This is a genomic window from Streptomyces sp. SID13666, from assembly GCF_010548325.1.
GTDB lineage: Bacteria > Actinomycetota > Actinomycetes > Streptomycetales > Streptomycetaceae > Actinacidiphila > Actinacidiphila fildesensis.
The window spans coordinates 335,561-360,042 of the sequence record NZ_JAAGLX010000003.1 but is presented as its reverse complement, the minus strand read 5'-3'; the positions used below and the strand labels follow the sequence as shown (position 1 = coordinate 360,042).

Below are 24,482 nucleotides of genomic sequence, written 5' to 3'. Positions count from 1 at the left end.
GGTGGCTTGCGAGCAGGGAAATGTCCGGCCCGCTCGCCTTCGGTGAGCCGTGCAACAGGGACGCTATGGACACGGATCCGTCAGCCGTCCTAGATTCGTCCCAGTGCGAGGTCAGCCGGGGGATTGACGCTCATCATCGTGTGCCGGGGGGAACATGAGATTCGGCTTGCTGGGGCCGTTGCACGCCCAGATCGCCGGACGCGCGGTCCCGTTGAACGGGCCGCGGCAGACCAAGATGCTGGCAGCGCTTCTGATCGACGCCAACAACATCGTCGCCATGGAGCGGCTCGTCGCCGTGATGTGGGACGGGAACGCGCCCGCCACCGCGGTCCGCCAGGTCCAGGATGCTGTCTCCGGGCTGCGCCGCAACCTCGTCGTCTGCGGAGCACCCGGCTCCTTGATCAGCACCCGGCGCGGCGGCTATGAGATCCACCTGGCCCGGGATCAGCTCGACCTGCTGGAGTTCGACCACGAGCGACACCTCGCCGAACAGCGCACGGCCCCGTTCGAGACAGCCCTCGCGCTGCGGCGGGCGCTGGCCTGCTGGCGCGGAAGCGCCCTGGCCGACACTCCCAGTCAAGTCCTGGAAATCGATGCGGCGGGGCTGAACGAGAAGCGTGCGGCCACGCACAAACAGTGCCTCGCCATCGAACTCGACCTGGGGCGCCACCGAGAGGTCATCGATGAACTGACCGTTCTGCTCCGCGAGCACTCCTACGACGAGCAGGTCGCCGAACACCTGATGGTCGCCCTCTACCGGTGCGGAAGACAAGGTGAGGCGCTGCAGGCGTACGAGCGGCTGCGCCGGACACTGGCCGACGAACTCGGCGTCGACCCCACCCCGCCGCTCCAGGCGCTGCATCAGCGCATCCTGACCGCAGATCCCGCCCTGGCCGCTCCGGTCCCGGCACAGGGTCCCTCGGGCACACCACCGGAGAGTCCTGCCCCGGCGGCCCCCGGGCCGGCAATGGCGATGCCCGTGCGTCAATTGCCGCTCGACGTAACCGACTTCGTGGGCCGGGCAGAAACACTGGCCGAGATCGCCGGACTGCTCGACGTGTCGGCGTCGAACCGGGCCCCGGTGGCCGTCATCGTGGGCAGTCCCGGTGTCGGCAAGTCCAGCCTGGTGACGCACGCTGCGCGGCTGGCGAGCGCCAACTTCCCCGACGGCCAGCTCTACCTCAACCTCGCGGCAACATCGGACGAGCCACGGGACCCGGGACTGATGCTGGCCGAAGCACTGCGCGCGCTCTCCATCGCCGGCAGCGCGATCCCGAACGGCCTGTCCGAGCGCGCCGCGCTCTACCGTTCGTTGCTGGTCGACCGTCACATGCTGGTGGTACTGGACGATGCCGGTCACGCCGATCAGGTGCTGCCGCTGCTGCCAGGCGCCGACGGTTGTGCCGTGTTGATCACCAGCCGCACTCTGCTGACGCAACTTCCCGGCGCTCGACACATCGACCTGGACGTGCTGAGCCCGGCAGAGGCGCGGGAGTTGTTCACCGGAATTGTCGGGCGGCGGCGGGTCGAGCGGGAACCGGGCGAAGCTGACGCGATCCTCGACTGCTGCGGCAACCTGCCGCTGGCGATCCGAATCGCCGGCGGCAAACTCGCGGGCCGCCCGGCCTGGTCGCTGCGGGTGCTGCGGGAACGCATCGAGGACGAGTCCCGGCGGCTGGCCGAGCTGAGGATCGGGGACCTCAACGTGCGGGCCAGCGTCGAACTGAGCCTACGGCTGCTGCCGGCCGACGCTGTGCGCGCGCTGAGTCTGCTGGGTCTGCTCGGCCCCTACACCCTGCCCGGCTGGGTGGTCGGCCCGTTGCTGGACCGCCCGGACGGCGAAGAAGTGCTGGACACCCTCGTCGACGCCAGCCTGGTGCGGCTGACCGCCACCGACGCCATCGGCCAGCCGCGCTACCGACTGCACGACCTGATCAGGACCTGCGCCGTGGAGATCGCCGCCCCCCTGCCGACCGCGGACAAGCGGGACGCGATCATCCGGGTGCTGTCCGTCTGGCTCGATCTGGTCAGGCGCGGTACCGACCGGCTGCCGGCCGGGCTGCTGACCGCCGCGCCTGGTTCGGCACCGCGCCGGTCGCTGCCCGACGCGGTCATGGACCGGCTCATGGCCGATCCGTTCGGCTGGTTCGACGCGGAACGCGACAACCTGCTCGGTGCGGTGAAACTTGCCGTGGACCGGGGCCTGGACGAGTTGGCCTGGGAGCTGGCGGCCGGCACGGCCACCTACTACGACCACCGGTGTCTGTATCAGGACTGGCAGCACGGGCACCGACTCGCGCTGGACGCGGCCGAGGCCACCGGCAACGCGCGCGGCGCATCGGTGCTGCTCCGCGGACTTGGTCAACTGCACATCTACCAAGACGAATTCGACCGAGCCACCCGTGCCCTCGACATGTCCATCGAGCTGTGCCGGGACAACGGGGACAAACGCGGCGAGGCACTGTCGGTGGCGATGCTCAGTACGGTCAGCCGGGTGCAGGGCCGTGACGACGAAGCACTCGAACGTGTCGAGCAAGCGCTGGCCATCGCGGTCGGTGAAGGCGACCGGGACGTCGAAGCGCAGCTGTCCTGCTCCATGGCCGTGATGCGACTCATGCAGGGCCAACTCGAAGAGGCGGAGTCCTGGTTCACCGGAGCCTTGAACCTGTCCAGGGCGCTTGACGACGAGCATCGCGTCGCCGTCGTGCTGCGGCGGTTCAGCAGACTGCACGATCGGCGCGGTGATCCGGACGAGGCGCTGCGCTGTCTGTGGCAGGCGTTGGCCACCTTCGAGAGACTGGCCGACGAGCGGTGCACCGCGTACACGCTGCTGGAAGTCGGCCGCGTGTACGCCGGCCAGGACGACCGGAACCAGGCGAGCCCGGCGTTGGAGCGCGCGGCTGGCCTCTTCCACCGGCACGGCGACCGCCAGGACGAGGCCACGTGCTGGCAACTGATCGGCGACCTGGACGCCGCGGCCGGCAGCCACCACATGGCGCGCCAACACCGAGGGCGGGCGCTGCGCCTGTGGCAGACGATCGGTGAAATGAACCAGACGACAGCTCCAGCGCGACCATCTTCCCCGTGAAGGGAGGCTGTGACGCGCCCTGAGGCCGTGCGGAACAGGCAGTTCGAAGTCATCCGTACCTACCATCCAGCCGACAAGCACTGTGGTCGGCCGATCCCGAAGTTCGCGCCGCCCGAGAGCAGGATCGCGCCGAGGCGTACCGCCGCGCGGCAGCCGTCATCCAGAGTTAGCAGAAGCGCGAGCATGGCGCGGCATACCTTGGGCGAGTATCCAATGAGACGGGGCTCAGCGGGTCCACCGCTGCGGAAACCCACAGGGTGGCCGGACCGATGGACCGCCGTCGGATGATCAAGGGTCCTGTGGGCGGACGGCCGCCCGGCGTCGGCACGAGGCCGGCCTGGTCACCTGCGGGCTGCCGCGGAATTCGGCATGGGTCTCGTGAGCACTCGGCTCGGCCGGATGCTGGGAGATGGAGCCATCCGGCTGCGCCGGGAACATCCAGACCGGCCGACACGGTTGCATTGGGCGAGGGGCCGGCGCCGCACGGGCGGGAATATGGAGACCGCGAGGTCATCCCACCTGGAGTCGGGCCCCAGGATCGCGGTAGGCCTGCCGTGATCTCTATTTCTGCAGAGGACTGTTCAATGACTGACCGACCCTTGACGCTGATGGCAGTACACGCCCACCCCGACGATGAGGCCACCGGAACCGGAGGGGTCCTCGCGCGGTATGCGGCGGAAGGCATCCGCACGGTTCTTGTGACGTGTACCGACGGCGGTTGTGGTGACGGACCGGGGGGTGTCAAGCCGGGTGACGCCGGGCACGATCCGGCGGCCGTCGTCCTGATGCGCCGTCAAGAACTCGAGGCGAGCTGTGAGGTCCTGAAGGTCAGTGATCTGGAGACGCTGGACTATGCCGACTCCGGGATGATGGGCTGGCCGAGTAACAAGGCCCCGGGAGCCTTCTGGCAGACCCCCGTGGAGGAAGGCGCCGCCCGGCTCGCGGAACTCATGCGGCACTACCAACCTGATGTGGTCGTCACCTATGACGAGAACGGGTTCTACGGCCACCCCGACCACATTCAGGCCCACCGCATCACGATGGCGGCGCTGGAGATGACCGAGCTGACACCGAAGGTGTACTGGACGACGATGCCCCGCTCGATGATGCAGCGCTTCGGGGAGATCATGCGCGAGTTCAATGAGGACATGCCGGAGCCGGATCCTGCCGAGGCCGCCGCGATGGCCGAGATCGGCCTGCCCGACGATGAGATCTTCACGTGGGTGGACACCACGCCCTTCAGCGGTCAGAAGTTCGATGCGCTGGCCGCGCACGCCAGTCAGGGCGAGAACATCTTCTTCCTCAAGATGGGCAAGGAGAAGTTCGGCGAGTTGATGGGCGTGGAGACCTTCGTACGGGTCAAGGACGCCACCGGCGCGGCCGTACCCGAGAACGATCTCTTCGCCGGATTGCGCTGACCCGCCCGTCCGACCGAGAGCCGGAAAGGTCATCGGCCGCACAGCGCGATCGAGCGGGTCACGCACCCGGAGGCTTGTCCGCCGACGCCGCTCGGCTCGAGGACCTGGAGCGGTAAGGCGCTGGTCACAGCGGTGAGGGCTGCCGGAGGTGGGGATGGAACGGATCGCCAAGAGACGGCTGCGGCAGGTGCGGCCCGCCTGGCGGGTTCCGGGGGTTTCAGGTGCGTTCGGCAGCCAGGATGCCGTGGGGGGCTGGTGCGCGGCCGGTTCGGTGGTGCGCGGGCGGGCGGACGGGTTGCACGCTTACGACCTGGGCACCGGGGAAGCCGTCTGGTCGTGGACCGTTCCCGGCCGCACGGCGCTGCTCGCCATGAGCCGCACGGCTGTGAGCGGGGTGGGTCTGGCCGTCCACGCGGACGACAGCGCAGGTGGCGAGGTCGAGGACTGCGCTGTCACCGCCGTTGGGGTCGAGGACGGCACTGCCCTGTGGTCCGTTCCGTTCGACCTCAGCGGCGGATCCTGGAGCCTGCACGAGCAGCACGTCCGCGGAGCCGTCGCAGTCGCCCCGAACCGCGCCGTCCTCCTGACGGACGGGCTCGGGCTCCAGGCCTACGCACTGAACAGCGGACGTCCCGTCTGGCCCCCGACCGCAGCGTTGAGGGGCAACGTCCAACTCGCCGTCTGCCGGACCGGCATCATCCAGGTCGGGCTGGACGACGGCCACCTCACCGTCCGGTGTCTCGACGCGGCCGAAGGGACCGTCCGCTGGGAGACCGCTCCGTCCACGCACGGGCCCGTGGCCACGGTCCACGTCCTGCAGGAAGATCCGCTCGCCGTCCTGTGCCGAGGTCGTGGCCGGGGCCGCCGCGGGCCGGAGGAGGTGCTGGTCCTCGACGCCGAGGACGGGCGGACGGCCGGGCGGATACCGGTCTCCGCGCACGGCGAGCTGCGTGTCGCGGCGTACGGACGTGTGGATGGACTCTCCGACGGACAGCGCGTGGCCGCGGTGGGTGAACTGCTGGTTGCCGTGGTGCGTCCGGTGAACGCCTGCGCCGATCAGCTGACCGCGTTCGCCCTGGACGGCGGGGCGCCCCGCTGGACCTGGTGGTCGCATGGGGTGGTCGTCAATGTCTTCGCGGCAGACGGTCACGTCGCGGTGGTGAGCCAAGCGGACCCTCTCGTCCGTGTGCACCTGCTCGACGGCGCGACCGGAGCGGTCCGGGCGGTGCGACGGCTGGACGGGTACGAGGTGGGAATGCGTGGCCGGTACTACCTCGACGCCCACCACCGCCTGGTCCACCTGTCGCAATGGGGGGACGGGAGATGGCATCCGCTACAGATGTTCCCCTTGCGTTGACAGCGGCGCGGCCCTGGTGCGGCCATCGTGAGCGAGCCTGAGTGTGCCGCAGGTGGCGTGGACCGCGTGACCCCGCAGCCGTCTGCCCGATCCGGCCGTTGCGCCCATGCACCTTCGGCTTTGCCGACAACCAATCGGATTCCGCGATGGTTCGGGGATGAGCGACACACTGATTCAAGCCACGCCCGTCGACCGCACGGCGCGTGCTCATCTCCTCGACCATCTCACCCACCACCGCGCCCGCTTCCGGCGGATCGAGCACGCATCTGAAGGCAGAACCGACGTGGTGAGCGCCCTGCGCGGGCACCCGGTGGGGCAGGCAGCGAAGTGCATCGTCGTCCGAGTGAAGATGACCAAGAAGAGTTCTCACTACGTCCTGGCCGTGGTGCCCGGTGACCGCCGGGTCAATCTGGACAGGATCCAGGAGCTCTGGGAGGCACGGCAGGCGTCCTTCGCCGACCGCGCCACCGCTGAACGCCTTTCCGGTTGTGTCAGCGGCGCCATCGTGCCTTTCACCTTCGATCCAGCGCTGGAACTCGTCGTCGACCCGGCCCTCCTGGAACACGAAGAGATCTTCTTCAACGCAGCCGATCTGAACCTGTCCGTGGCGCTGGACGTGCGCGACTACGTACGGATCGCGGAGCCCCGCACCGAGGCCATCGCGGAGAACGCTGTTGCCCTCGCCGACTGAGCCCCGGCCTGCCGTTGTGTCCCGTCCCACGGGGGCGCAGCGGCAGGCGCCGCACCGGCCGTCAGGACGTGCGGATGCCTGCCGGGTCGGCATCCGTCCGAAAGGACCACCGGCTCGAACCGGGGGAGAGGAGGCCCGCCCCTGGCTGTGGTCACGGGGACGTTCCTCTTGGCGTAGCGCGCGCACTCGTCAGGCTTCGGCGAAGCTACGACAGACCACATCCACTCAGCACATCAGCCCCCGATGCCTCCGGTCCTGCTCGGGGGATGCAGGACCGGACGCGTCGGCATCGCGACCGTGGTGTTACGCGGTCCCGCCCTTGAGCCAGTCCGGTGTGCGGAAGGTTCCGCCGCTGTACATCGGGAGATGTATCGATTCTCCGTATCGGGCGAGCCGACTCCAGGGTCGGTTGATTCCGGCGGAGCCGTAGCGGCGCACCCTGGTGACGGTGACGGTGACGGTGACGGTGACGGTGACGGTGTCGAGGACGTCGACGTGGATCTCCTCGCCGGAGCCGGCCTGTTGGCGGACGATGCCCTCCGGGTCGACGACGGCGCTGGTGCCGACCCCGGCCGGGTCGCAGACGTTGACGTTGATGACGTAGACCTGGTTGGTCCAGGCGTTGGCGCGGGCGCAGACGAGTTCCATCTCCCGGTCGCGGGTGGGGGTCAGGGTGGGCTGGATGACGATCTCCGCTCTCAGCCAGGCGAGCTGGCGGACGGTTTCCGGGAAGGAGCCGTCGTAGCAGATGGCCAGGCCCACCCGGCCGGTGCCGGGAATGTCGAAGACGGTGAACTCGTTTCCGGGCGTCGCTCTTTCGTAGGGCTGCCAGGGGAAGACCTTGCGGTAGCGGGCAACGATCTCGCCGCCGGGTGGGACGGCGAGGGCGGTGTTGTAGATGTGGCCGTCCTCGGCGCGCTCGTAGAGGCTTCCCGGGATGAGCCACGGGCTGGTCTCCGTGGCGAGGGAACAGATCCGGTCGGTGAGCGGTCCGGGGATCGCCGTACGCCATGAGCAGGCGGCCCGCCTCATGGCCGCGAGCTCGCTACTGGGTCCGGGCCTGGGCGCCCGGCAAGTCCTCGGCTGAGCGGCGCGTCGACCTCGCGGCAGACCTGTGGCCGGAGTTATGGCGGGCATCGCTGGAAGCGTTCGTGCACTGCCCCGACCTCGACTTGCGGATATGCAGTTGCGCAGCTGCACATCGGGTCCAACTCACTGAGATGAAACGGGGATGTTTCATAGACTCAAGTCACCACCACGCAATGGGCACTCAGAGAGTGGAGATGGACGTGTCACGACGATGGAAGATCGCGATCATCGTGTTGACGGCGGGGATCGCTGCCTTGGTCCTGATCTTGCTCTACGGGCCCTCCTGGTTCATTGCCTGGGCGGACGACCCGGGCAAGTAGGGCACGTGCATCGGTGCGCGGTGGTACGGCATCCCCGTGTGATCGTCCCTTTGAGTCGTCGGACCGCGAGGTCATGTCCGTAGTCCTCGGCGAAGGCCAGTGGCGTGAGCCCTTCGGGGTCGGGAGTCGGGTCGGTGTACGGCCGAGGGGTACCAAGCGATCACCGCGGTGCGGGCGTGATCCAGGGACGTGCGAAGTGCGAGGGACCCGACAACCGGAAGCCCCGACACAGTGGCCGTCCCTCACTCTTCGCTACCGGCATCTCGAAGCGTGGAGGACGGCCACTGCCTGTCTCAACGACGGGACGACATCCGGCCGACCGTGGTCGTGTGGGCTCAGGAGCCGTTGGTGAAGACGGTGACGGAGTTGCCCGGGACGGTCACGTTGTGACCGCCCGTGAAGTCCGCGGTCAGCGTGCGGACCTTGGTGGGGAAGCCGTTGGCGTCGACGGTCGGCGCTGAAGTGCTGGTGTAGACGTACTTGTCCAAGGTGACGGTGCCGGTCGGTTCGTTGAGCGAGACGGTCTGCGTGTCGGCGGTGCGATTGACCAGGACGAAGGTCCAGGCGCCGGTGGGCAGTTGGGCGGCCAGGACGCGCACGCCGGTCGGCTGGGCGGGGGCGTGGATGGTGGACCCGGTGGGAAGGTAGCGGCTCAGCAGACTCCAGGTGTAGAACCAGGGCCGGAGCGCGGTCGAGTGCGCCGAGACCGTGTTGGGGTCTTCGGTGCCGCGTCCCCACATGCCGCAGTATGTCTGGGCCGCGTAGCCGTCGAGGCACCATGCGGCGGCGCCGTCGACCCCTGCTCGGGCCTCCTGCACGGCCAGGTCGGCCATGCGGAGCGGCTGCGTCGTGTCCAGCGCGAAGTCGTAGTTCTTGCTGCCGTCCGGGTTCTGGGCCGCCTTCATCCCTGTCTCGCCGAGCAGCACCGGGGTGCCGGTGGGCGTGGCCGCGCGGAGCTGAGCGACCGCCCGGGTCATCACCGGCTCGACGTACGCGGGTGCCGCACCGTACAGCTCCTGGTCGTAGAAGTGCGCCTCACTGGCGCCGAGCAGGCCGCTCTGCGCGGAGCGCAGCCACCAGGAGTTGCTGTTGGTCCAGGAGCCCGAGTTCAGAGCGGTCTGCGTCTGCGTCAGGTCGTTGAGCGGATCGTTGAGGGCACTGCCGGCGCCGGCGATCGCCATGCCGCCGACCGTGTGATCCAGGGTCGAGGACGCGACCGACAGACGCAGGTATGTGGCGTTGGTGATGCCCGAGGCCGTGTAGGTGTACTGCCACATACTGCCGCTGTTCTGGCCGGTGACGGTGGCCACCGGCGTCGGTGCGGCAACGGGCAGGCTCTTCCAGGTGGTCCCGTCGGACGAGGTCTGGAAGGTGACGGCGGTGTCGGTCGCGCTGGCGGCGTACACCTGCGATGTGAAGGACTTGAGCGCGGCCGTCTTCCAGACCAGTGCGGAACTGCAGCCCGGGTTGCAGCTCTTCGCGGTCTGGTGGCCCAGGTCGCCGCTGTAGGCGGAGATGCCGGCCTCGGCGGTGTCCGCACCGGAGACGACGGTCTTCGAGGTGCTCACCCCCGCGATGGTGAAGGCGGTGGTCAGGTTGGTGGTCGCGGTCACCCAGTCCGGGTAGGAGTACGACTTCGGTCCGGTCGAGACATTGGGCTCGTTGAGGCCCACCCAGTACTTCGGTGCGGCACCGTCGACCTGAAGGTGCTTCACCAGCGTCGCCTCGATGGTGGCGGTGCCCGGATCCGTGTAGTTCAGCGGGTCGACGCCGAACAGCCCGCTGACGACGGGGATGCCCTCATCGACGTAGTGTTTGATCACCTTTTCGGCGCTCAGGTAGGCGTCGTTGGTGAAGTCGTAGCCGCCGGTGCTCGTCCAGAACCAGGGCAGGTTGAACATCACCCGCACCACGCTAGGCTTGATGTAGTCCGTGCGGGACACCATCAGATTCCAGTCGGCGGCGGTCCAGGTGGTGCCGTTCGGCGGCTGCGGGGCCTGGTTGTACCCGAAGCCGATCCAGTCGCTGGCGACAACGTCGCTCGGTGCGACGGCGCTGCTGGGTTCGACGGCGCTGCTGGGGGTCGGCACGGCCAGGAAGCTCGTCAGCAGAGCGCCCACCCCCGCAAGAGTCGCGAACGCGGAACGGCCGGCCAGGGAGGGGGAGGGGCGGCGAGAAGGTCGTCGTGGACGCATGATGCGGGGTCTCCAGATCTGCGGGCGGAGCTGAGTCGGAGACGTCACCGTCGATGAGGGTGGTGAGTTCGCCCCAATACCTCAAACTCAGCGTCCACCACGGTTGATGGTCGTCACTCAGGTGGTGACCGCCTCAAGTCTGGTCTGTGGCGCGGTCCGTGGCATCCGTGAAACTACGTAGTGAGCGGCGGGGCCGGACGTGGTGTCGCCGGGCGGCGGGAACCATGGGCTCGTGCGGTGGCCCGCGACCGGCCCGCGACCGGCCCGCGACCGGCCCGCGACCCGGCCGGGGACGGGGCCCAAGGCTCGACATCGCGTCAGCGCCCGTCACCGGATCTCCGCGACCCCGAAACGCTGGGTAGCCTGTTCACATCAGGGCCTGACGAGCGGGGCGAGAGCGTGATGACGGTGGTCGGCAGGTCCGCGGAGGTGCAGCAGCTCGACTCGCTCATCAACGGCCTGGGGATGAACGCGGGGCCCTGGGTGGTCGACATCTCCGGGGACGCCGGTATCGGGAAGAGTCGGCTCCTGGGCGAGGCGTGTGCGCAGGCCAGGCGGCGCGGGCTGACCGTGCTGTGCGGCAGGGCCACCGAGTACGAGCGACACACACCGTTCCAGATCTTTACGGACGCGTTCGCGGACATCGATCCCACGGTGCTCGACGAGGAACTCGTGGCGGCGCTGACGCCGCTGTTGCAGGGTGTCCGCGGTGCGGGGGGCTCCCTGTCACACGCGGGATTATCCGACCGCTTCTCCGTGTATCGCGCCGTCGCCGGGGCGCTGGCACGGCTCGGGGAGAACGGGCTGGTGGTGGCGCTCGACGACCTTCACTGGGCGGATCCCGCGTCCTTGGAGCTGGTGGAGCATCTGATCCGGCATCCGGTGCACGGCCCGGTGCTGCTCCTCCTGGCGCACCGGAAACGGCAGACTCCGACCCCCTTGACCGCCGCTCTCACCCGTGGAGTCGACAGCGGCGCCGTGCTGCCCATGGCGCTCGGGCCGCTGGGTGAACGGGAGTCCATCACGGCACTGGCCCCCGACCTGCCTGAGGACGATGCGAGGCAACTGCATGCCGCCAGTGAGGGAAACCCGCTGTATCTGCACGCCCTCCTCCACGCGTACCGGAACGGGGCGTCATTGCCGGGAGTCACCGCCCGGATCCACCCCCACGTACCGGACGACAACGCGGCCGGAGTACCCAATGGGCTGGACTCCTTGCTGCTGGATGAACTGACCGCGCTGACGGAGCCGCAGCGCCTCGTCATCGAGGCAGTGGCCGTGCTCGGCGACCACGCGACCTCTTCGATGCTGCGTGTGGCGATCGGTCATTCCGGGCGCGAAGAGCCGGGTGACCCGACCGCCGAACTCGCCCGACGCGACCTGCTCCGGAGGGGAGCGGGCGACAAGTGGACGCTGCGCCACCCGCTGCTGCGGGCACTGGTCTATGAGAACACCGCCCCCCGGCTGCGTACCGAGATCCACTGCCGAGCGGCGGACGAGCTGGCCAGGACCGGTGCCTCCGCCGCCGAGCGCGCCCATCACGTCGAGAGGTCACTCAACGGCTGGGATCCGGCGTCCGCTGCCGTGCTGAGTGAAGCGGCCGTCCAGTTCGCCGATACGGCGCCGGCAACGGCAGCCCATTTGCTGGACGTGGTCCTGCAGATGCTGCCGGAGGCCCCTGAGTTCGACGGACAGCGCGGTGAGCTGACGCTGTCGCGAGCCAAGGCGCTGGGGATCAGCGGCAATCTGCGGCAGAGCCGGGATCTGCTGCACGCACTGATCAGCGTGTCAGGGGACGGCACCCCTGCCCTGCGCGCCGATGCCATCGCCTTGTGCGCCATGATGGAACGGCATCTGGGTCACTCGGCGGAGGCCACCGCGCTGCTCCGCAACGAGCTGTCCCGCACTCCCGGCCCTCCGCCCGGCCAGGTGGTCCCCCTGGGGCTGGCGCTGGGCATGTCCGCGCTGCTGACCGTTTCCTATCCCGACGTACGCGCGGACATCGAGCGGACCCTTGCCGCCGCTCGCTCCCAGGGCGACACCACCGGCGAGGCCGGGGTCCTCGGGCTCGCGGCGCTGGGGGAGGCGTACGAGGGCCGGACCGGGGACGCGGAGCGGTTCGCCGACGCAGCCGCAGGCCTCGTGGACGGCCTGACCGACCCCGGTCTCACCGACCTGTGCGAGTCGCTGGTGTGGCTCGCCTGGGCGGAAGCCCTGCTGGAGCGGTACGCCGAGGCGGAACGGCACGCGGAGCGGGGACTGGACATCGCCCGTCGCGCCGGACAACTCCATGTCCTGCCGCATCTGTTGATGAGCAAGGCCTACGTGCACCTGAGCACCTGCCGACTGCCATCGGCACTGGAGGCCGCCGAGGAGGCCGAATCCGTCGCGCGAGCCATCGGCAGCGGCGACCTGCTGGCGTTCACGTTGTCCACCAAGACGCTGATCGTGCTCGTGGGGAGCCCTCTTGGCGATCACCGGGCCCTGGCGACCGCCGAGGAAGCGGTGGCGGCGGCCGGCACGGGCTGCAACTGGTGGGCGTCACTGGCCTGGTGCATGCTCGGCCAGGCCGCGTACATGGCCGGCGATCCGTACCGTACGACGGAAGCCATCCTGAGGGCGGGAGGCGGCCCCGGACTTCTACGGCTGCAACCTTCGCTCCGCCCGGCCCAACTGGAGACCCTCACCAATGCCGCCATCGCGACAGGCGACCTCGACCAGGCGGCAAGCTGGGCCTCCCGGGCCGCGGAGGAGGCGGCCCACATTGGGCTTGCGGGCCAACGCGCGGCGGCGTTGCGCGCCAGGGCCGCGATCGCCGAGCAGCGGGGAGACACCAGCGCTGCCGCGCGTCTGTTCCACGACGCGGCCCAGGAACACGCTCACACCGGCGGGCTCCTCTGGGAGGTGGTGTCCTTGTTGCGGGCGGCCTCGCCGGCGAAGGTCACCGGCCACGGACCTCGTGCCGACGCCATGCTTCGCCGCGCCGAGCGGGTGGCCACCGGAGGCGGGGCGCGGTTGGTCTCCGACCTGGCCGAGTTGATCCGGTCACAGATGGAAGACCCGCCGCACGTCCCCGCGGAGCCGGCCCAGCTCACGGCACGCGAGCTGGAAGTCGCCGCATTGGTGGCCGAGGGACTGAGCAACCAGAACATCGCGACCAAACTCCACCTCAGCCGCCGGACCGTCGAGACCCACCTGTCGACGATCTATCGCAAGACCTCCGTACCTTCACGCTCGGCCCTGGCGAGTCTCATGACCCGGATCGCTTGTGACGGCCGCGGGTGGCCGACAGCCTGAGCCTCAAGGACCACTGACCGGGCCCACCGATCCGGTGCGGATGTCGGGGGTTCGTCACAACGGTCCGCCGTTGGACCCAGGTTCGTGACGTCACGCTGTGCGGTGCCGCGGGCGCGGTACGTTCTCGGCAGGCATCAACACCTCGGGGGGACCATGCGTAAGATCCTGCTCGCGACGGCGGGCACCGCCTGCCTCGCGCTGACGGCGTGCAACGGCACGACCGGCAGCGACGCGCACACGACGCCGACGGGCACACCGTCCGCCGGGCAGCCGACCACCGTGCTGCCGACGGCCACCGGCAGTCCTACCGGCACCGCGACCGCTCCCAGCGGCGACACCGGCAACGGCAGCGCCGCGCAGGCGCTCGGAACGCCGGCACGGACGGTGGGGACCAAGCTCGTCGGCATCGTGGAGATCACGCCGACGACCGTCGTCCATGCCACGGCAGGTGGCGGGCAGACCTCGCGGTACGGCACCTTCGTCGTCATCACGACCCTGGACACGTCGCTCTCCGCGAACGCGGCCGACGAGGAGACCACGGACGGCACGGGCGCCGGCTGGCAGTGGATCGGCTCGAACGGCCAGACCGTCTCCGAGGGCAAGGGCAACGCCTTCAAGGTCAGCATCGCGGGGTACGACAGCCTCGGCCGGATCGAGCCGGGAGCTCGGCAGAACCGCGCCGAGATCTTCGATCTCACCCCGGAGCAGGCCAAGGGCGGCACACTCGTCTACACCGACTCCACCAAGGCCTCCTACCGCTGGAGGATCCCGGCGGCCGACGCCGGGCCCGATGTGGCCACGGTGAAGCAGCGTCTGGGCTGATGGTCACGAGGCGGCCGTGCTCGTGTGACCACAACTGCGCGGGGCCCGCACTCTGCCCATGGACTGAGAGTGCGGGCCCGTCGCGCTCCGGCGCGTTCTGGGAGATCAACCCTCCAAGCGCATGGCCGCTTCCCTGGGGTTGCCCGTGACGAACGTGCCTACCTCGGGTCCGAGTTCGGCAGCCTGACGATGGTTTTGCCGTCTGCTTCGCCCGCGGCCATGCGCATCAGCCCGGCCGTCACGACGTCCTCGAGGTCGATGACCGCGTCTATTGACGTGGTGGCGATCTCCGGGTGGTCGTTGAGCAGGGCCAGCGCCTCAGGCAGATCCTGATCGCAGATGTGTACCTTCGACGTCGAGATCCGGATCTCGTCGAGGACCAGCCGGGTCAGGTTCAGGGGCGAGGGGTCACGGTGCAGGCCGACCAGGCGGATGTGGCCGCCACGGCTCACCGCGTTCATGGCAGTCTCCAGCCCCTTGGGCACACCCGACGTCTCCAACACGATGTCGGCGCCGTCGCCACCGGTGGCCCGCTTGATCGCGGCGGCGGCGTCCTCCTGGGACGCGTCGATGAGCACCGAGGCACCACTTCGCTTCGCGATGTCCAAGCGGGCCGGCGAGACGTCGACGGCTATCGTCTCGATGCCCTGCGCCGTGCAGGCAGCCACCGCCAACGAGCCGATCCCGCCCAGTCCGATCACCGCGATGCGCGCACCCGCCTTGGCCTCGGCGCCGCGCACCGCGTGCAGTGCGACGGCGAGCGGCTGAGCCATGATCACGATGTCGGCCGGCATGCTCCCGACGGAGCGGCTGATGCGCGCTGGGACGTTCACCCGCTCGGCGAGGCCGCCGTCCACGTGCAGTCCCACGGTGAAGTAGCTTGAACAGAGGTTCGTCCGGCCGGCATGACACCACCGGCAGTGCCCGCAGGAGACGCCGGAACCCGGGACCACCACGTCCCCGACGGCGAACCCGGTGACCTCCGCCCCCACCGCCGCCACCCTTCCGACCATCTCGTGCCCCAGCACGAGCGGACCGACATGACGGCTCGCCGGATGCGGCTTGGTGAGGGGGATCAGGTGGGGACCCGAAGCGAACTCATCCACGTCGGTACCGCAGATGCTGGCCCGCAGAATCTCCAGTTGGAGTTCTCCTGCCGCCGGTAACTGAGGATCAGGCCATTCCTGGACACGCACATCGCGTTGACCGTGGTAGACGGCAGCAAGCATCTGTTCAACTCCCAGAATTCAAAAGGATCTTCACCCTAGTGGAGGATCGTGGACCAGAGACGGTGGAAACGAGACAACAGCGCTCGCACCGCTCGTCGGGAACCGGCCTCGCGGCCGGATTCCGCCGGCCGGCAGCCGCCGCTGAAGAGAGCTCTCCCACAGTGGGCTACGTCATGCGGTGGTCTCGGTCCGGGGGCTGTTGAACGCCTCGGCGCGCAGTGAGACCGGTCCGTGGTGGGCGCCGTCCGGCCAGGATGCGGTGACGGTCTGCTGTTCCACCAACCCGGAGTTCCTCGCCTCCTTCGCCAACTACTACGTGGGCAACGGGGCGGTCATCAGCGGCCAGTTCGGCGACACCCGGGCGGACACCGCGGCCAAGGCCACCCTGACCCGCCTCTTCCCCGGCCGCGTCATCGAACAGCTCAACATCGACCGCCTCGGCACCGGCGGTGGCGGCATCCACTGCGTCACCCAGCAGCAGCCGGTGCCGTAACGGGACCGCGGCACACCGGAGAGCGGTGCCTGACGAGGTTTTCGGGTGGGTCGGGCACCGCGCTCATCTCCTCATGATCCCGTGCCCCGGTCGGGGGCCGGGTTCTGCGGCGGACCCGGTTCGTCCGTCCGGCGCAGTGCCTGATGGACCGACCACAGGACGGACACCAGCGGTACGGCCACCACCGCGCCCATGACTCCGGCCGCGATGGCGCCGCCGATGACCGTGAACGCGACCACCACCGGATGCAGCCGGACGGCCCAGCTCATCACGATCGGGTGCAGCAGATGGCCCTCGATCTGCCCGATGACCACGATGAGGGCGACGACCATGGCCGCGATCAGCGGGCCTTTGGCCGCCAGCGCCACCACGGCGGCGACGGCAAGGGCGATGGGTGAGCCGATCAGCGGAATGAACGCGGCGAAGAACTCCAGCAGGGCCAGCGGGACCGCGAGCGGCACGCCGAGGGCGAAGAGAGCGACGCCGACCAGGGTCGCGTTGATCGCGGCCACCAGCACGATGCCGTGGGTGTAGCCGGTGAAGGTCCGCCAGGCGGCGCGGCCCCCGACCATCACCCGTTCCCGCGCGGCCGGCGGAAGCTGGTCGCAGAACCAGCCCCACTGCCGGTCGCCGGAGTGGATGAAGAAGACCGAGGAGAACAGGGCCAGCGCGAACACGGTCAGGACTTCGACCAGCCGGCCGGCGCCACTGACCGCCGTACTGATGAGAGTGGACCGGTGGCTCGACAGGAACTGCCCGATCCGGGACTGGACGTCGGTGAGCGCCTCGGGGTTGAGCCGGAACGGCGGCTGCTGGAGCCAGTGCTCGATCCTGTTGATGCCTGCCCGGAACTCCCGCGCCAGCCCGGTGCTCTCTCCCGCCACCGACCCGCCGACCAGGGCCAGGACGCCGAGGGCGAGCAGAATGCTGCCGATCAGGGTCACCGCGACAGCCAGCGGTCGTGGCAGGAAGCGCGCCAGGAGGTCGGTCACCGGTCGGAGCATCGCGGTGATGACCAGGCCGAGGAAGACGGCCACGGCGATCTCGTGGAACCGCCCCAGCACGGAGAAGACCGCGTACACGAGGACGCCCACCACGAGGATCCGCCAGGCGTACGCGGCGGCCGTCCGCAGGGCGGGGAACACCCGCGGCTCGCCGCCGGGCCCGGCCGGAGGTGGGGTGATGCCGCGCAGCGCTTGACGCGACGCCTTCCGGATCCGGTGCCCGCGCCCGGCGGACGGCGCGACGGGGTCCGGTTTGCCGGACTGCGGATGCGATGGCCTGGACATCTCCAAGCGCGTACCACCGGAGCCCGTTCCCGCCACGCCGTCGGCGCGACATTCGCCCGAAGGCGCGCCGACCGTGTGGCGTAGCGCCGGGGGACGCGTCACGGGAACGGACATTCGATGCCCCCGTCCCCGTACGGGCCGGCGCCTGCACGAGCGCTGCGTCGACCCCGCCCGCTGGCTCTGCCGTGTGGTGCAAAGTATGCAAATCTGTCGGATAACAGAGGAAAGGGACCGAGGGCTGAGCTCGGCACCCTACGGCGTGCGGGAGGACCGGACATGCGTCGGTGGGCCGAGTTCGTTCTGCGGCATCGCAGGGCGGTTGTGGCGTTCTGGGGTCTCGTGCTGGTTGCCGGCGTGCTGCTGGCGGGCCGGACGACGGATCGGCTGACGATCGACTTCTCGCTGCCGGGTCAGCCCGGCACCGTGACGGCGCACAAGATCGAGGCCGCTTTCGGCAGCGGCGGCGACACGAGTCCGTATCTGGTCGCGGTCACGCTCCCGGCAGGGCAGACGATCACCGGCCATGAGGCCGAGGTCGGCCGCGCATTCGCGGCCGTGGGCGCAGCGGTTCCGAACGTGCGAGTGATCGACGAGGCGAACACCGGCGACAAGGCCTTCAGGACGAAGGACGACCGCACCGCCTACGCGATGGTGTTCTACCGGTTCAACCCGTCACCGAGCCAGAAGCTGCTCACCGATCCCATCCAAGTGGCGGCGGCGAAGGCCTTGCCGTCCGGCGCCACGGTCGGGGTGACGGGTCAGGACGTCCTGGCCTCCGGGGGCAATGACAGCGGCGGGCCGGGGGTGCTCGGGGAGACACTCCTCGGTGCCGTCGGAGCCCTCGCCGTGCTCGCCTTCGTCTTCGCCTCGTTCCTCGCCCTGCTGCCGTTGCTGGTGGCCGCGGTGTCGATCCTCGCGACCTTCGTGATGCTGCTGCCGCTCACCTACGCCACCGATGTGTCGTTCATCGTGCAGTTCCTGGTCGCCCTCATCGGCCTGGGTGTGGCGATCGACTACTCGCTGCTGTTCGTCACCCGCTGGCGTGAGGAGCGCGACCGCGGCCGGGAGAATCACGAGGCGGTCGTGGTCGCGATGGAACGGGCCGGTCATGCGGTGGTGTTCAGTGGTGTGACGGTGGCCATCGGCCTGCTCGCCCTCGTCGTCCTGCCGGTCCCGTTCCTGCGCAGCATGGGCTACGGCGGCGCGCTCATCCCGCTCGCGAGCGTGTTGACCACTCTCACCCTGACCCCCGCGATCCTGGGCGGCATCGGGCCGAAGGTCGACTGGCCGAAGATCCGGCACGAGAACCGGGCGAGCCGGTTCTGGAGCCGTTGGACCGCCGCCGTGGTACGGCGCCGCTGGATCGCGGCCGCCGCCGCCCTCGCCATGCTCGGGATCCTGATCGGCGTTTTCTTCGGTATCAAGATCGGCCTGGCCTCCTCGGAATCGCTGGCCAAGAACGGCCCGGCCTACGACACCCTGCAGACCCTGGAGCGCGGCGGCGTCCCGACCGGCGCGCTGACCCCGATGGAGGTACTGGTCCGCACCGACCAGGCCGGACCGGTCGCCGCCGAACTGGGCAAGGTCGACGGTGTGCGTGGGGCGTTCGTGCCCTCCGGGCCGGCCGGCAACCGGGACGGACAGAGCATCGTCGTGGTCGTCCCGGACCACGAGACGGTGAACTCGAAGAGCATCGACGTCGTCAAGCGGGTCAAGAGCGTCGCGGCGACCTTTCCTGGGGTCACCGGCGTCGCCGGGATCGGTGCGGCGCAGATCGACTTCCTGCACGCCGTCTACGGCAACTTCCCCCTGATGCTCACCATCATCGCGCTGCTCACGTACATCCTGCTCGTGCGCGCCTTCCGCTCCCTGTTGCTGCCGCTGAAGGCGGTGCTGCTCAATCTGATCTCCCTGGCGGCGACCCTGGGTCTGATGGTGCTCTTCTGGCAGAACGGTCACGGCTCCAACGCGATCTTCGGCATCGCCGCCACAGGGGCCGTCACGTTCTGGATCCCGATCATGATCTTCGCGTTCCTGTTCGGACTGTCCATGGACTACGAGGTGTTCATCCTCTCCCGCATCCGCGAGGAGTACGACGCCGGCCACTCGACCGACGAAGCGGTCATCGAGGGCATCGGTCGCACCGGCCGGCTCGTCACCAGCGCCGCACTCATCCTCTTCCTCGCCTTCGCCGCGCTCGCCTCCGGCCCCGGCACCGATCTCAAAACCCTGGCGACCGGCCTCGGCCTGGGCATCCTGATCGACGCGACCATCGTGCGGATGCTGCTCGTTCCGTCCCTCGTCTCCCTGTTCGGCAAGTGGAACTGGTACCTGCCCGAATGGGCAGCCCGCCCCCTCCGCGTACAGCCGTCCTCCCCACACCCCGAGCAGCCCGCGCCCGGGCCGCAGCCCGAGCCGCAACCGCCCATGGGCTGAACCTTCAACGACCGCGGAAATGGGTGACGTCCGGCGTGTGGGCGCCGGACGTCACCTTTGGTGAGGGGGTGGTTCTCAGTCGGTGCAGACGGTGCCGGGGGCGGGCAGGGCTCGGGTGGTCAGGTAGCGGTTGGTGGCTTCCAGGGCGCACTTGGAGACCAGGAACATGCTGTAGTCGTCGCCTTCATGGCCCAGGACGACGCTGCCCGGGAGTTGGGCGGCCATGGCTGCGCCCGCACGGAAGGGGGCGAGGGCCTGGTGGGTGGACTGGAGGATCAGTGCGGGCGGTGCGCCGTGGACCGGCGCGCCCGCCTTGACGGGCTGGGACGGGGTGGGCCAGCCGAGGCAGCCGGCGATGGCCTTGTAGGAGCGCACGGCGCCACCGAGGTGTGGGGACACCCGGGCGAGTTCCTTCCCCAGCTGGGTGAGCTGGGCGAGGGAGTGCACCGGGCGGGTGTCGTCGAGACAGGCCGGCACCTGTACCTGGACCGGGTCGAGGGTGTCGTCCTGGTCGTGGGTGAAGTCCATCGGGTCGCCCGCCTGGGCCTTGACGATGGCTTTCGCGAAGTCCGGCCAGGCCTGACCGGACAGGGTCAGGTAGTCCTGGGTGGCCTCGCGGATGTCCTCACCGGTCAGCGGCTGGTGGGACGCGCCCCCGGTCGGGATCGGGGTGCGGTCGGCGCGGGCGACGAGGGCGTCGTACTCGGCCGCGACGTCCTTGCCGTGCAGGGCGCAGTCCTTCGACGTGGCGCACCATGCGGCGAAGCGGTTGAAGGCCGATTCTGCGGTGGCCGCCTCCTGGGTGACCCGGGCGAGCGGCGAGCCGGTGTCGTCCAGGGCGGTGTCGAGGACCATGGTGCGGAGCCTGCCCGGGTAGAGCTTGGCGTAGGTGCGTCCGAGGAGCGTGCTGTAGTGGATGCCGTACCAGTTCAGCTGCTTCTCGCCCAGCCCGATCCGGACCGCCTCGAAGTCCCGTGCGGTGCTGGTCTGGTCGAGGTGGTCGGTGAGCGGGCCGTTGCGGCGCTGGCAGTCCTCGGCGAAGGCCCGGTTGTGGGACACGAGTGCGTTGAACGCGGCCTGGTTCTGCGGGAAGTGGCTGACTCCGGCGGGCTTGAGCGGTTCCGCGCAGAGGATCGGCGTGCTGTGCCCCACACCTCGCGGGTCCACGGCGACCAGGTCGAAGTTCTGGGTCATGGCGCCGGCGAAGGCCGGGAGGTGGATGTGCATCGCCAGCCGCAGCTGCTCGATGGAGGAGCCGCCGGCTCCGTCGTTCAGGAGCACGGTGCCCTGGCGGTGGGCCCGGTCGTCCGCCGGGCGGCGGACCAGGGCGAGGGTGGTGCTGCCGGCGCGGGGGCGGGACCGGTCGACGGGTACCTGGATCGATCCGCACTGCATGTTCGTGAAGTCGGTGTCGGCGCAGGCGTGCCAGTCGATGCTGTTGGCGGGGGTCCGGTGATCGGCGTCCTCGGTCTGCGCGAGCGCCGGTACGGCGATGGTGGCCACGAGCGCGGAGAGGGCCGCGGCGATCCAGCCCGCGTTCTTCCGGATTCTTGTCATGTCGACTTTCCTTGGTCATGAGCCTCGGCCTGTTCGGGCTCGAGGGGTTGTTCGGGATGTTCCGGTGGGAGTGTTCCGGTCGGGGTGCTCAGGTCAGGGCGTTTCCGGGAGGAAGCGGGGTCAGCTTTCGCTTCCGTCCAGGGCGCTGTCGGGGATCCAGGAGCCGTGGATGCCGGCGGTCACGCGGCGCGGCAGGTGGACGGTGGCGATCCGGTCGAGGCCGGAGGCGTCCAGGACCAGCAGCTGGGAGGCGTCCTGCTTCAGGTCGGAGACGACGGTGAGCAGATAGCCGTCGTCCTCGTTGGTGGCGCCGGCCGCGGGGACGAACACCGCCTCACTGGGCAGCCGGGCGTCGCCGACCTGGTGGATGCGGCGGGCGCCGGTGGTGCGGTCGTATTTGACGACGCCGTAGCCGCCGAACCCTTCCTGGTCCGGGAAGGACACCGCGTACTGGTAGCGGTGCTCGGCGCCCAGGTAGTCCTCGTTGAGGGTCGGGAACTCCACCGCGAGGTCGTCGATGATCTGCTCGTCGACGGTGCCGGCCGCCGGGTCGATCACCCAGCGGCGGGTGTAGGAACGGGTGTTGGGCTCGGTACCGCGCCCCGGCGCGCCGACCCACCAGTTCCAGGAGAGCTGGAACCCCTCGCGGTCCACGGTGGGGCCTTCCAGAACGATGCGTCCCTGGCCGTCCTCGTAGGCGTTGCCCGCGTGCAGCATGTTGCCGGGTTCGACGGAGAACCAGCGGATCTTCCGGGCGCCGTCGCCGCCGCGGGGCATGACGCCGATACGGGAGGGCTGCTGGTCGCTCCAGCTGTAGGGGATGCCGGAGTGCTCGGTGTGGTCGAAGGTGACGTTGCCCTCGATGAAGACCACGTGGCGGCGGGTGATGGCGAAGTCGTGCTTGAGGGAGGCGGTCGCTCCCGGGATCTCGGCGCTGTGGACGATCTCGCCCTTGGCGTCGGCGACGTAGTACGTCAGGAACGGCGGGAAGGGCGAGGAGGCGAAGAAGTGGAGCTCTCCGGTCACCGGATCGACCTTGGGGTGCGCGGTCATGGCGTTGTTCAGCCGACCGTTGAAGTCATGGGCGCCGACCGTCTCCAGGTCCCGGGTGAGCTCGAAGGGGAGGTTGGCCTCGCAGAGCGCCAGCAGACGGCCGGCGTGCTCGATGACGTGGGTGCCGGCGGTGCTCGCGGTCAGGTCGGGCCCCTTGTCGGTCATGTAGGGGGCACCGTCGAGGGCGGGGGTGTGCACCCACCGGTTGCGGTACCACTCGGCGCGGCCCTCGCGGAGCCGGATCCCGTGCACCATGCCGCTGCCCTTGAACCAGTGGGTCGGGGTGACGCCGGGCTTGGGGTTGTGGCTGTTGCGGATCAGCCGGCCGGTCAGCTCGGGGGGCAGGTGGCCCTCGACGGTGAGGTCGGTGGCGGTGATCTCGTCGGCGACGGGGGTGTAGTGGCCGGTCAGGTAGGGCTTCGCAGCAGTCATGGCAGGAATCTCTCTCCGTGGATGTGTGATGTGTGATGTGAGATGCGGGTCGGGTGTGTTGTCCGGTGTCAGGCCGCCTGTTCGGCGCGGGGCACGGCTGATCCATGGACCGGCTGATCCATCGGTACGGCCGGATTCAGGGGATTCAGGCGAGTTGTGGGTCGGAAGCCGGGCTGGTGGCGACAGCGGCGTCGGTGGGGGTCCGCGGGCGGATGCGGCGGGTGAGGAGCACCGCGAGGAGCGCTGTTGCGGCCAGGACCGCGGCGGCGACGGTGAAGACGGCGCGGTAGCCGGCGGTGAGCGCTTCCAGATGGGGTTGGTGGGTGGCCGCGTGGGCGGTGACGGAGCCGGCCAGGGTGGTCAGGGCGGCGAGGCCGATCGCCCCGCCGACCTGGCGGGTGGTGTTCACCAGTCCGCCGGCCACGCCCGCGTCCTGTTGCGGGACGCCGTCCACGGCGAACGCGGTGAGCTGGACGAAGGCGATGCTCAGACCGAGGCCGATCAGGATGCTGGGACCGAGGACGTCGGCGAGGTAGCTCCCGTCGGCGCTGATCCGTGACAGCCACAGCAGTCCGGCGGCCTCGGTGAGCAGGGCCGCGGTCACGGTCGCGGTGCCGCCGACGCGCCGGGAGATGCGGGGCGCCATGGCGGCGCCGAGCATGTTGGCCCCGGCCAGGGGGAGCTGGCCCGCACCAGTGGCCAACGGACTCGATCCGAGCACCAGTTGCTGGTAGAGCGGCAGGAAGAAGAACAGGGCGATCCACACGGACCCCAGCAGCGCCATCAGCAGGTTGCCCGCCGCGACGCGGCCGGTGGTGAACAGTCGCGGCGGCATCAGCGCGTTCGGCCGGCGGAGCTCGATCACGACGAAGGCCGCGAGCAACGCGGCGGCGCCGAGGAGGGCGCCGAGCACCCGGCCGTCCGTCCAGCCGGCGCCGCGTGCGGTGGTCAGCCCCCAGACCAGGCAGGTCAGGGCGAGTGTGACGGTGGTGGTGCCCAGCAGGTCGAACCGTCCGGCCGTCCGGGCGGGCGCCGCCCGTGGCACGAGGGCCGCGACGGCGACCAGGACCAGCACCGACCCGAGTGCGACGGCGTAGAAGATCCAGGGCCAGCCCCAGGCCTGGGTGAGCACACCGCCCAGCAGGACGCCGCCCGCCCCTCCCGCACCGGAGACCGCGCCCCACACCCCCAGGGCCCGGCCACGCCCGGGGCCGGACGGGTACAGGTCCATCGTCAGAGCGAGTGCGGCCGGGGCGATGGCGGCGGCGCCGAGGCCCTGAACGGCGCGGGCGGTGATCAGGACGCCGGGGGAGGCGGCCACTCCTGCGGCCAGCGACGACACCGCGAACAGCGTGAGGCCGGCGATGAGTACCCGGCGGCGCCCGAGCAGGTCGGCGGTCCGCCCGCCGGCCAGGAGCAGCGCTCCGAACGCCAGGCCGTAGGCGTTGACCACCCACGTGGTGCCGCCGTCCGACAGGCCCACCCCGGCCCGGATCTGGGGGAGCGCCACGTTCACGATCGAGGTGGCGAGCATGACGGTGAACTGGGCCGCGGCGAGCGCCGCGAGCACGGCCGCCGGCCGAGGGGTGGGGGGTGTCCGGCCCTTTTGTACGCGTCGGAGGTTCATGACGCTGAGCTTCGTGCCGGGCGCTGTCCACTTTCCAGGCCCGGCGGGGACGGGCACTGTCCACTCCTGTCCGCACCTGTCCACGCGGT

The 24,482-nt window shown here is 69.8% G+C and carries 16 protein-coding genes; 9 read left to right on the top strand and 7 right to left on the bottom strand.

The features are described 5' to 3' along the window. The first annotated feature begins 154 nt into the window (after positions 1-154). From G3I60_RS08560 to G3I60_RS08545, 4 genes are all read left to right on the top strand, one after another. Positions 155-3,088, top strand: coding sequence for a BTAD domain-containing putative transcriptional regulator (locus G3I60_RS08560; RefSeq protein ID WP_164293025.1), 2,934 nt, complete (start codon positions 155-157; stop codon positions 3,086-3,088). Between the two features lie 584 nt (positions 3,089-3,672). Continuing rightward, the gene (locus G3I60_RS08555) at positions 3,673-4,506 is read left to right on the top strand and encodes a PIG-L family deacetylase (protein WP_138352792.1); all 834 of its coding nucleotides are present in this window, start codon (positions 3,673-3,675) and stop codon (positions 4,504-4,506) included. Positions 4,507-4,660: 154 nt separating this feature from the next. Next, a complete protein-coding gene (locus G3I60_RS08550) occupies positions 4,661-5,863 on the top strand; it encodes a PQQ-binding-like beta-propeller repeat protein (protein ID WP_164293024.1) in 1,203 nt (400 codons plus the stop codon). Positions 5,864-6,020: 157 nt separating this feature from the next. Next, positions 6,021-6,554: a YbaK/EbsC family protein gene (locus G3I60_RS08545; protein ID WP_138352794.1), complete on the top strand. Its 534-nt coding sequence runs from the start codon at positions 6,021-6,023 to the stop codon at positions 6,552-6,554. A gap of 303 nt (positions 6,555-6,857) precedes the next feature. Here the strand turns inward: G3I60_RS08545 and G3I60_RS08540 are convergent, their stop codons facing one another. Continuing rightward, on the bottom strand, positions 6,858-7,586 hold the full coding sequence (locus G3I60_RS08540) for a carbon-nitrogen hydrolase family protein (RefSeq protein ID WP_239069627.1): 729 nt from the start codon (positions 7,584-7,586) through the stop codon (positions 6,858-6,860). A gap of 230 nt (positions 7,587-7,816) precedes the next feature. Here G3I60_RS08540 and G3I60_RS08535 point away from each other — a divergent pair, with 230 nt between their 5' ends. Continuing rightward, positions 7,817-7,963, top strand: a complete 147-nt coding sequence (locus G3I60_RS08535; protein WP_164606945.1) for a hypothetical protein — start codon at positions 7,817-7,819, stop codon at positions 7,961-7,963. Positions 7,964-8,298: 335 nt separating this feature from the next. Here the strand turns inward: G3I60_RS08535 and G3I60_RS08530 are convergent, their stop codons facing one another. Further along, positions 8,299-10,083, bottom strand: a complete 1,785-nt coding sequence (locus G3I60_RS08530; RefSeq protein WP_164293022.1) for a hypothetical protein — start codon at positions 10,081-10,083, stop codon at positions 8,299-8,301. A gap of 477 nt (positions 10,084-10,560) precedes the next feature. Here G3I60_RS08530 and G3I60_RS08525 point away from each other — a divergent pair, with 477 nt between their 5' ends. Then, on the top strand, positions 10,561-13,455 hold the full coding sequence (locus G3I60_RS08525; protein WP_203672443.1) for an AAA family ATPase: 2,895 nt from the start codon (positions 10,561-10,563) through the stop codon (positions 13,453-13,455). A 153-nt stretch (positions 13,456-13,608) separates the two neighbouring features. Next, positions 13,609-14,277, top strand: coding sequence for a hypothetical protein (locus tag G3I60_RS08520; RefSeq protein WP_164293020.1), 669 nt, complete (start codon positions 13,609-13,611; stop codon positions 14,275-14,277). A 158-nt stretch (positions 14,278-14,435) separates the two neighbouring features. Here G3I60_RS08520 and G3I60_RS08515 read toward each other — a convergent pair whose 3' ends face one another. After that, a complete protein-coding gene (locus G3I60_RS08515) occupies positions 14,436-15,506 on the bottom strand; it encodes a zinc-binding dehydrogenase (protein ID WP_164293019.1) in 1,071 nt (356 codons plus the stop codon). Positions 15,507-15,765: 259 nt separating this feature from the next. Between G3I60_RS08515 and G3I60_RS08510 the strand changes: the two genes are divergently transcribed. Further along, on the top strand, positions 15,766-15,999 hold the full coding sequence (locus G3I60_RS08510; protein ID WP_343241930.1) for an agmatine deiminase family protein: 234 nt from the start codon (positions 15,766-15,768) through the stop codon (positions 15,997-15,999). Positions 16,000-16,070: 71 nt separating this feature from the next. Here G3I60_RS08510 and G3I60_RS08505 read toward each other — a convergent pair whose 3' ends face one another. Then, positions 16,071-17,288, bottom strand: a complete 1,218-nt coding sequence (locus G3I60_RS08505) for an AI-2E family transporter (RefSeq protein ID WP_164606943.1) — start codon at positions 17,286-17,288, stop codon at positions 16,071-16,073. A 276-nt stretch (positions 17,289-17,564) separates the two neighbouring features. On the opposite strand from G3I60_RS08505, the gene G3I60_RS08500 reads away from it, so the two are divergent. Then, positions 17,565-19,724 (top strand): MMPL family transporter, encoded by a 2,160-nt coding sequence (locus G3I60_RS08500; protein WP_164606940.1) that lies wholly within the window; start codon positions 17,565-17,567, stop codon positions 19,722-19,724. A 75-nt stretch (positions 19,725-19,799) separates the two neighbouring features. Here G3I60_RS08500 and G3I60_RS08495 read toward each other — a convergent pair whose 3' ends face one another. The 3 genes from G3I60_RS08495 to G3I60_RS08485 form a co-directional block, all read right to left on the bottom strand. After that, positions 19,800-21,281, bottom strand: a complete 1,482-nt coding sequence (locus G3I60_RS08495) for an alpha/beta fold hydrolase (RefSeq protein WP_164293015.1) — start codon at positions 21,279-21,281, stop codon at positions 19,800-19,802. Positions 21,282-21,401: 120 nt separating this feature from the next. Further along, entirely contained in the window at positions 21,402-22,766 is a 1,365-nt protein-coding gene (locus G3I60_RS08490) for a carotenoid oxygenase family protein (protein ID WP_164293014.1), read from the bottom strand. Positions 22,767-22,911: 145 nt separating this feature from the next. After that, positions 22,912-24,393 carry an MFS transporter gene (locus tag G3I60_RS08485; RefSeq protein ID WP_164293013.1) on the bottom strand — a complete coding sequence of 494 codons (1,482 nt, stop codon included), beginning with the start codon at positions 24,391-24,393 and terminating at the stop codon, positions 22,912-22,914. Positions 24,394-24,482: the final 89 nt, after the last annotated feature.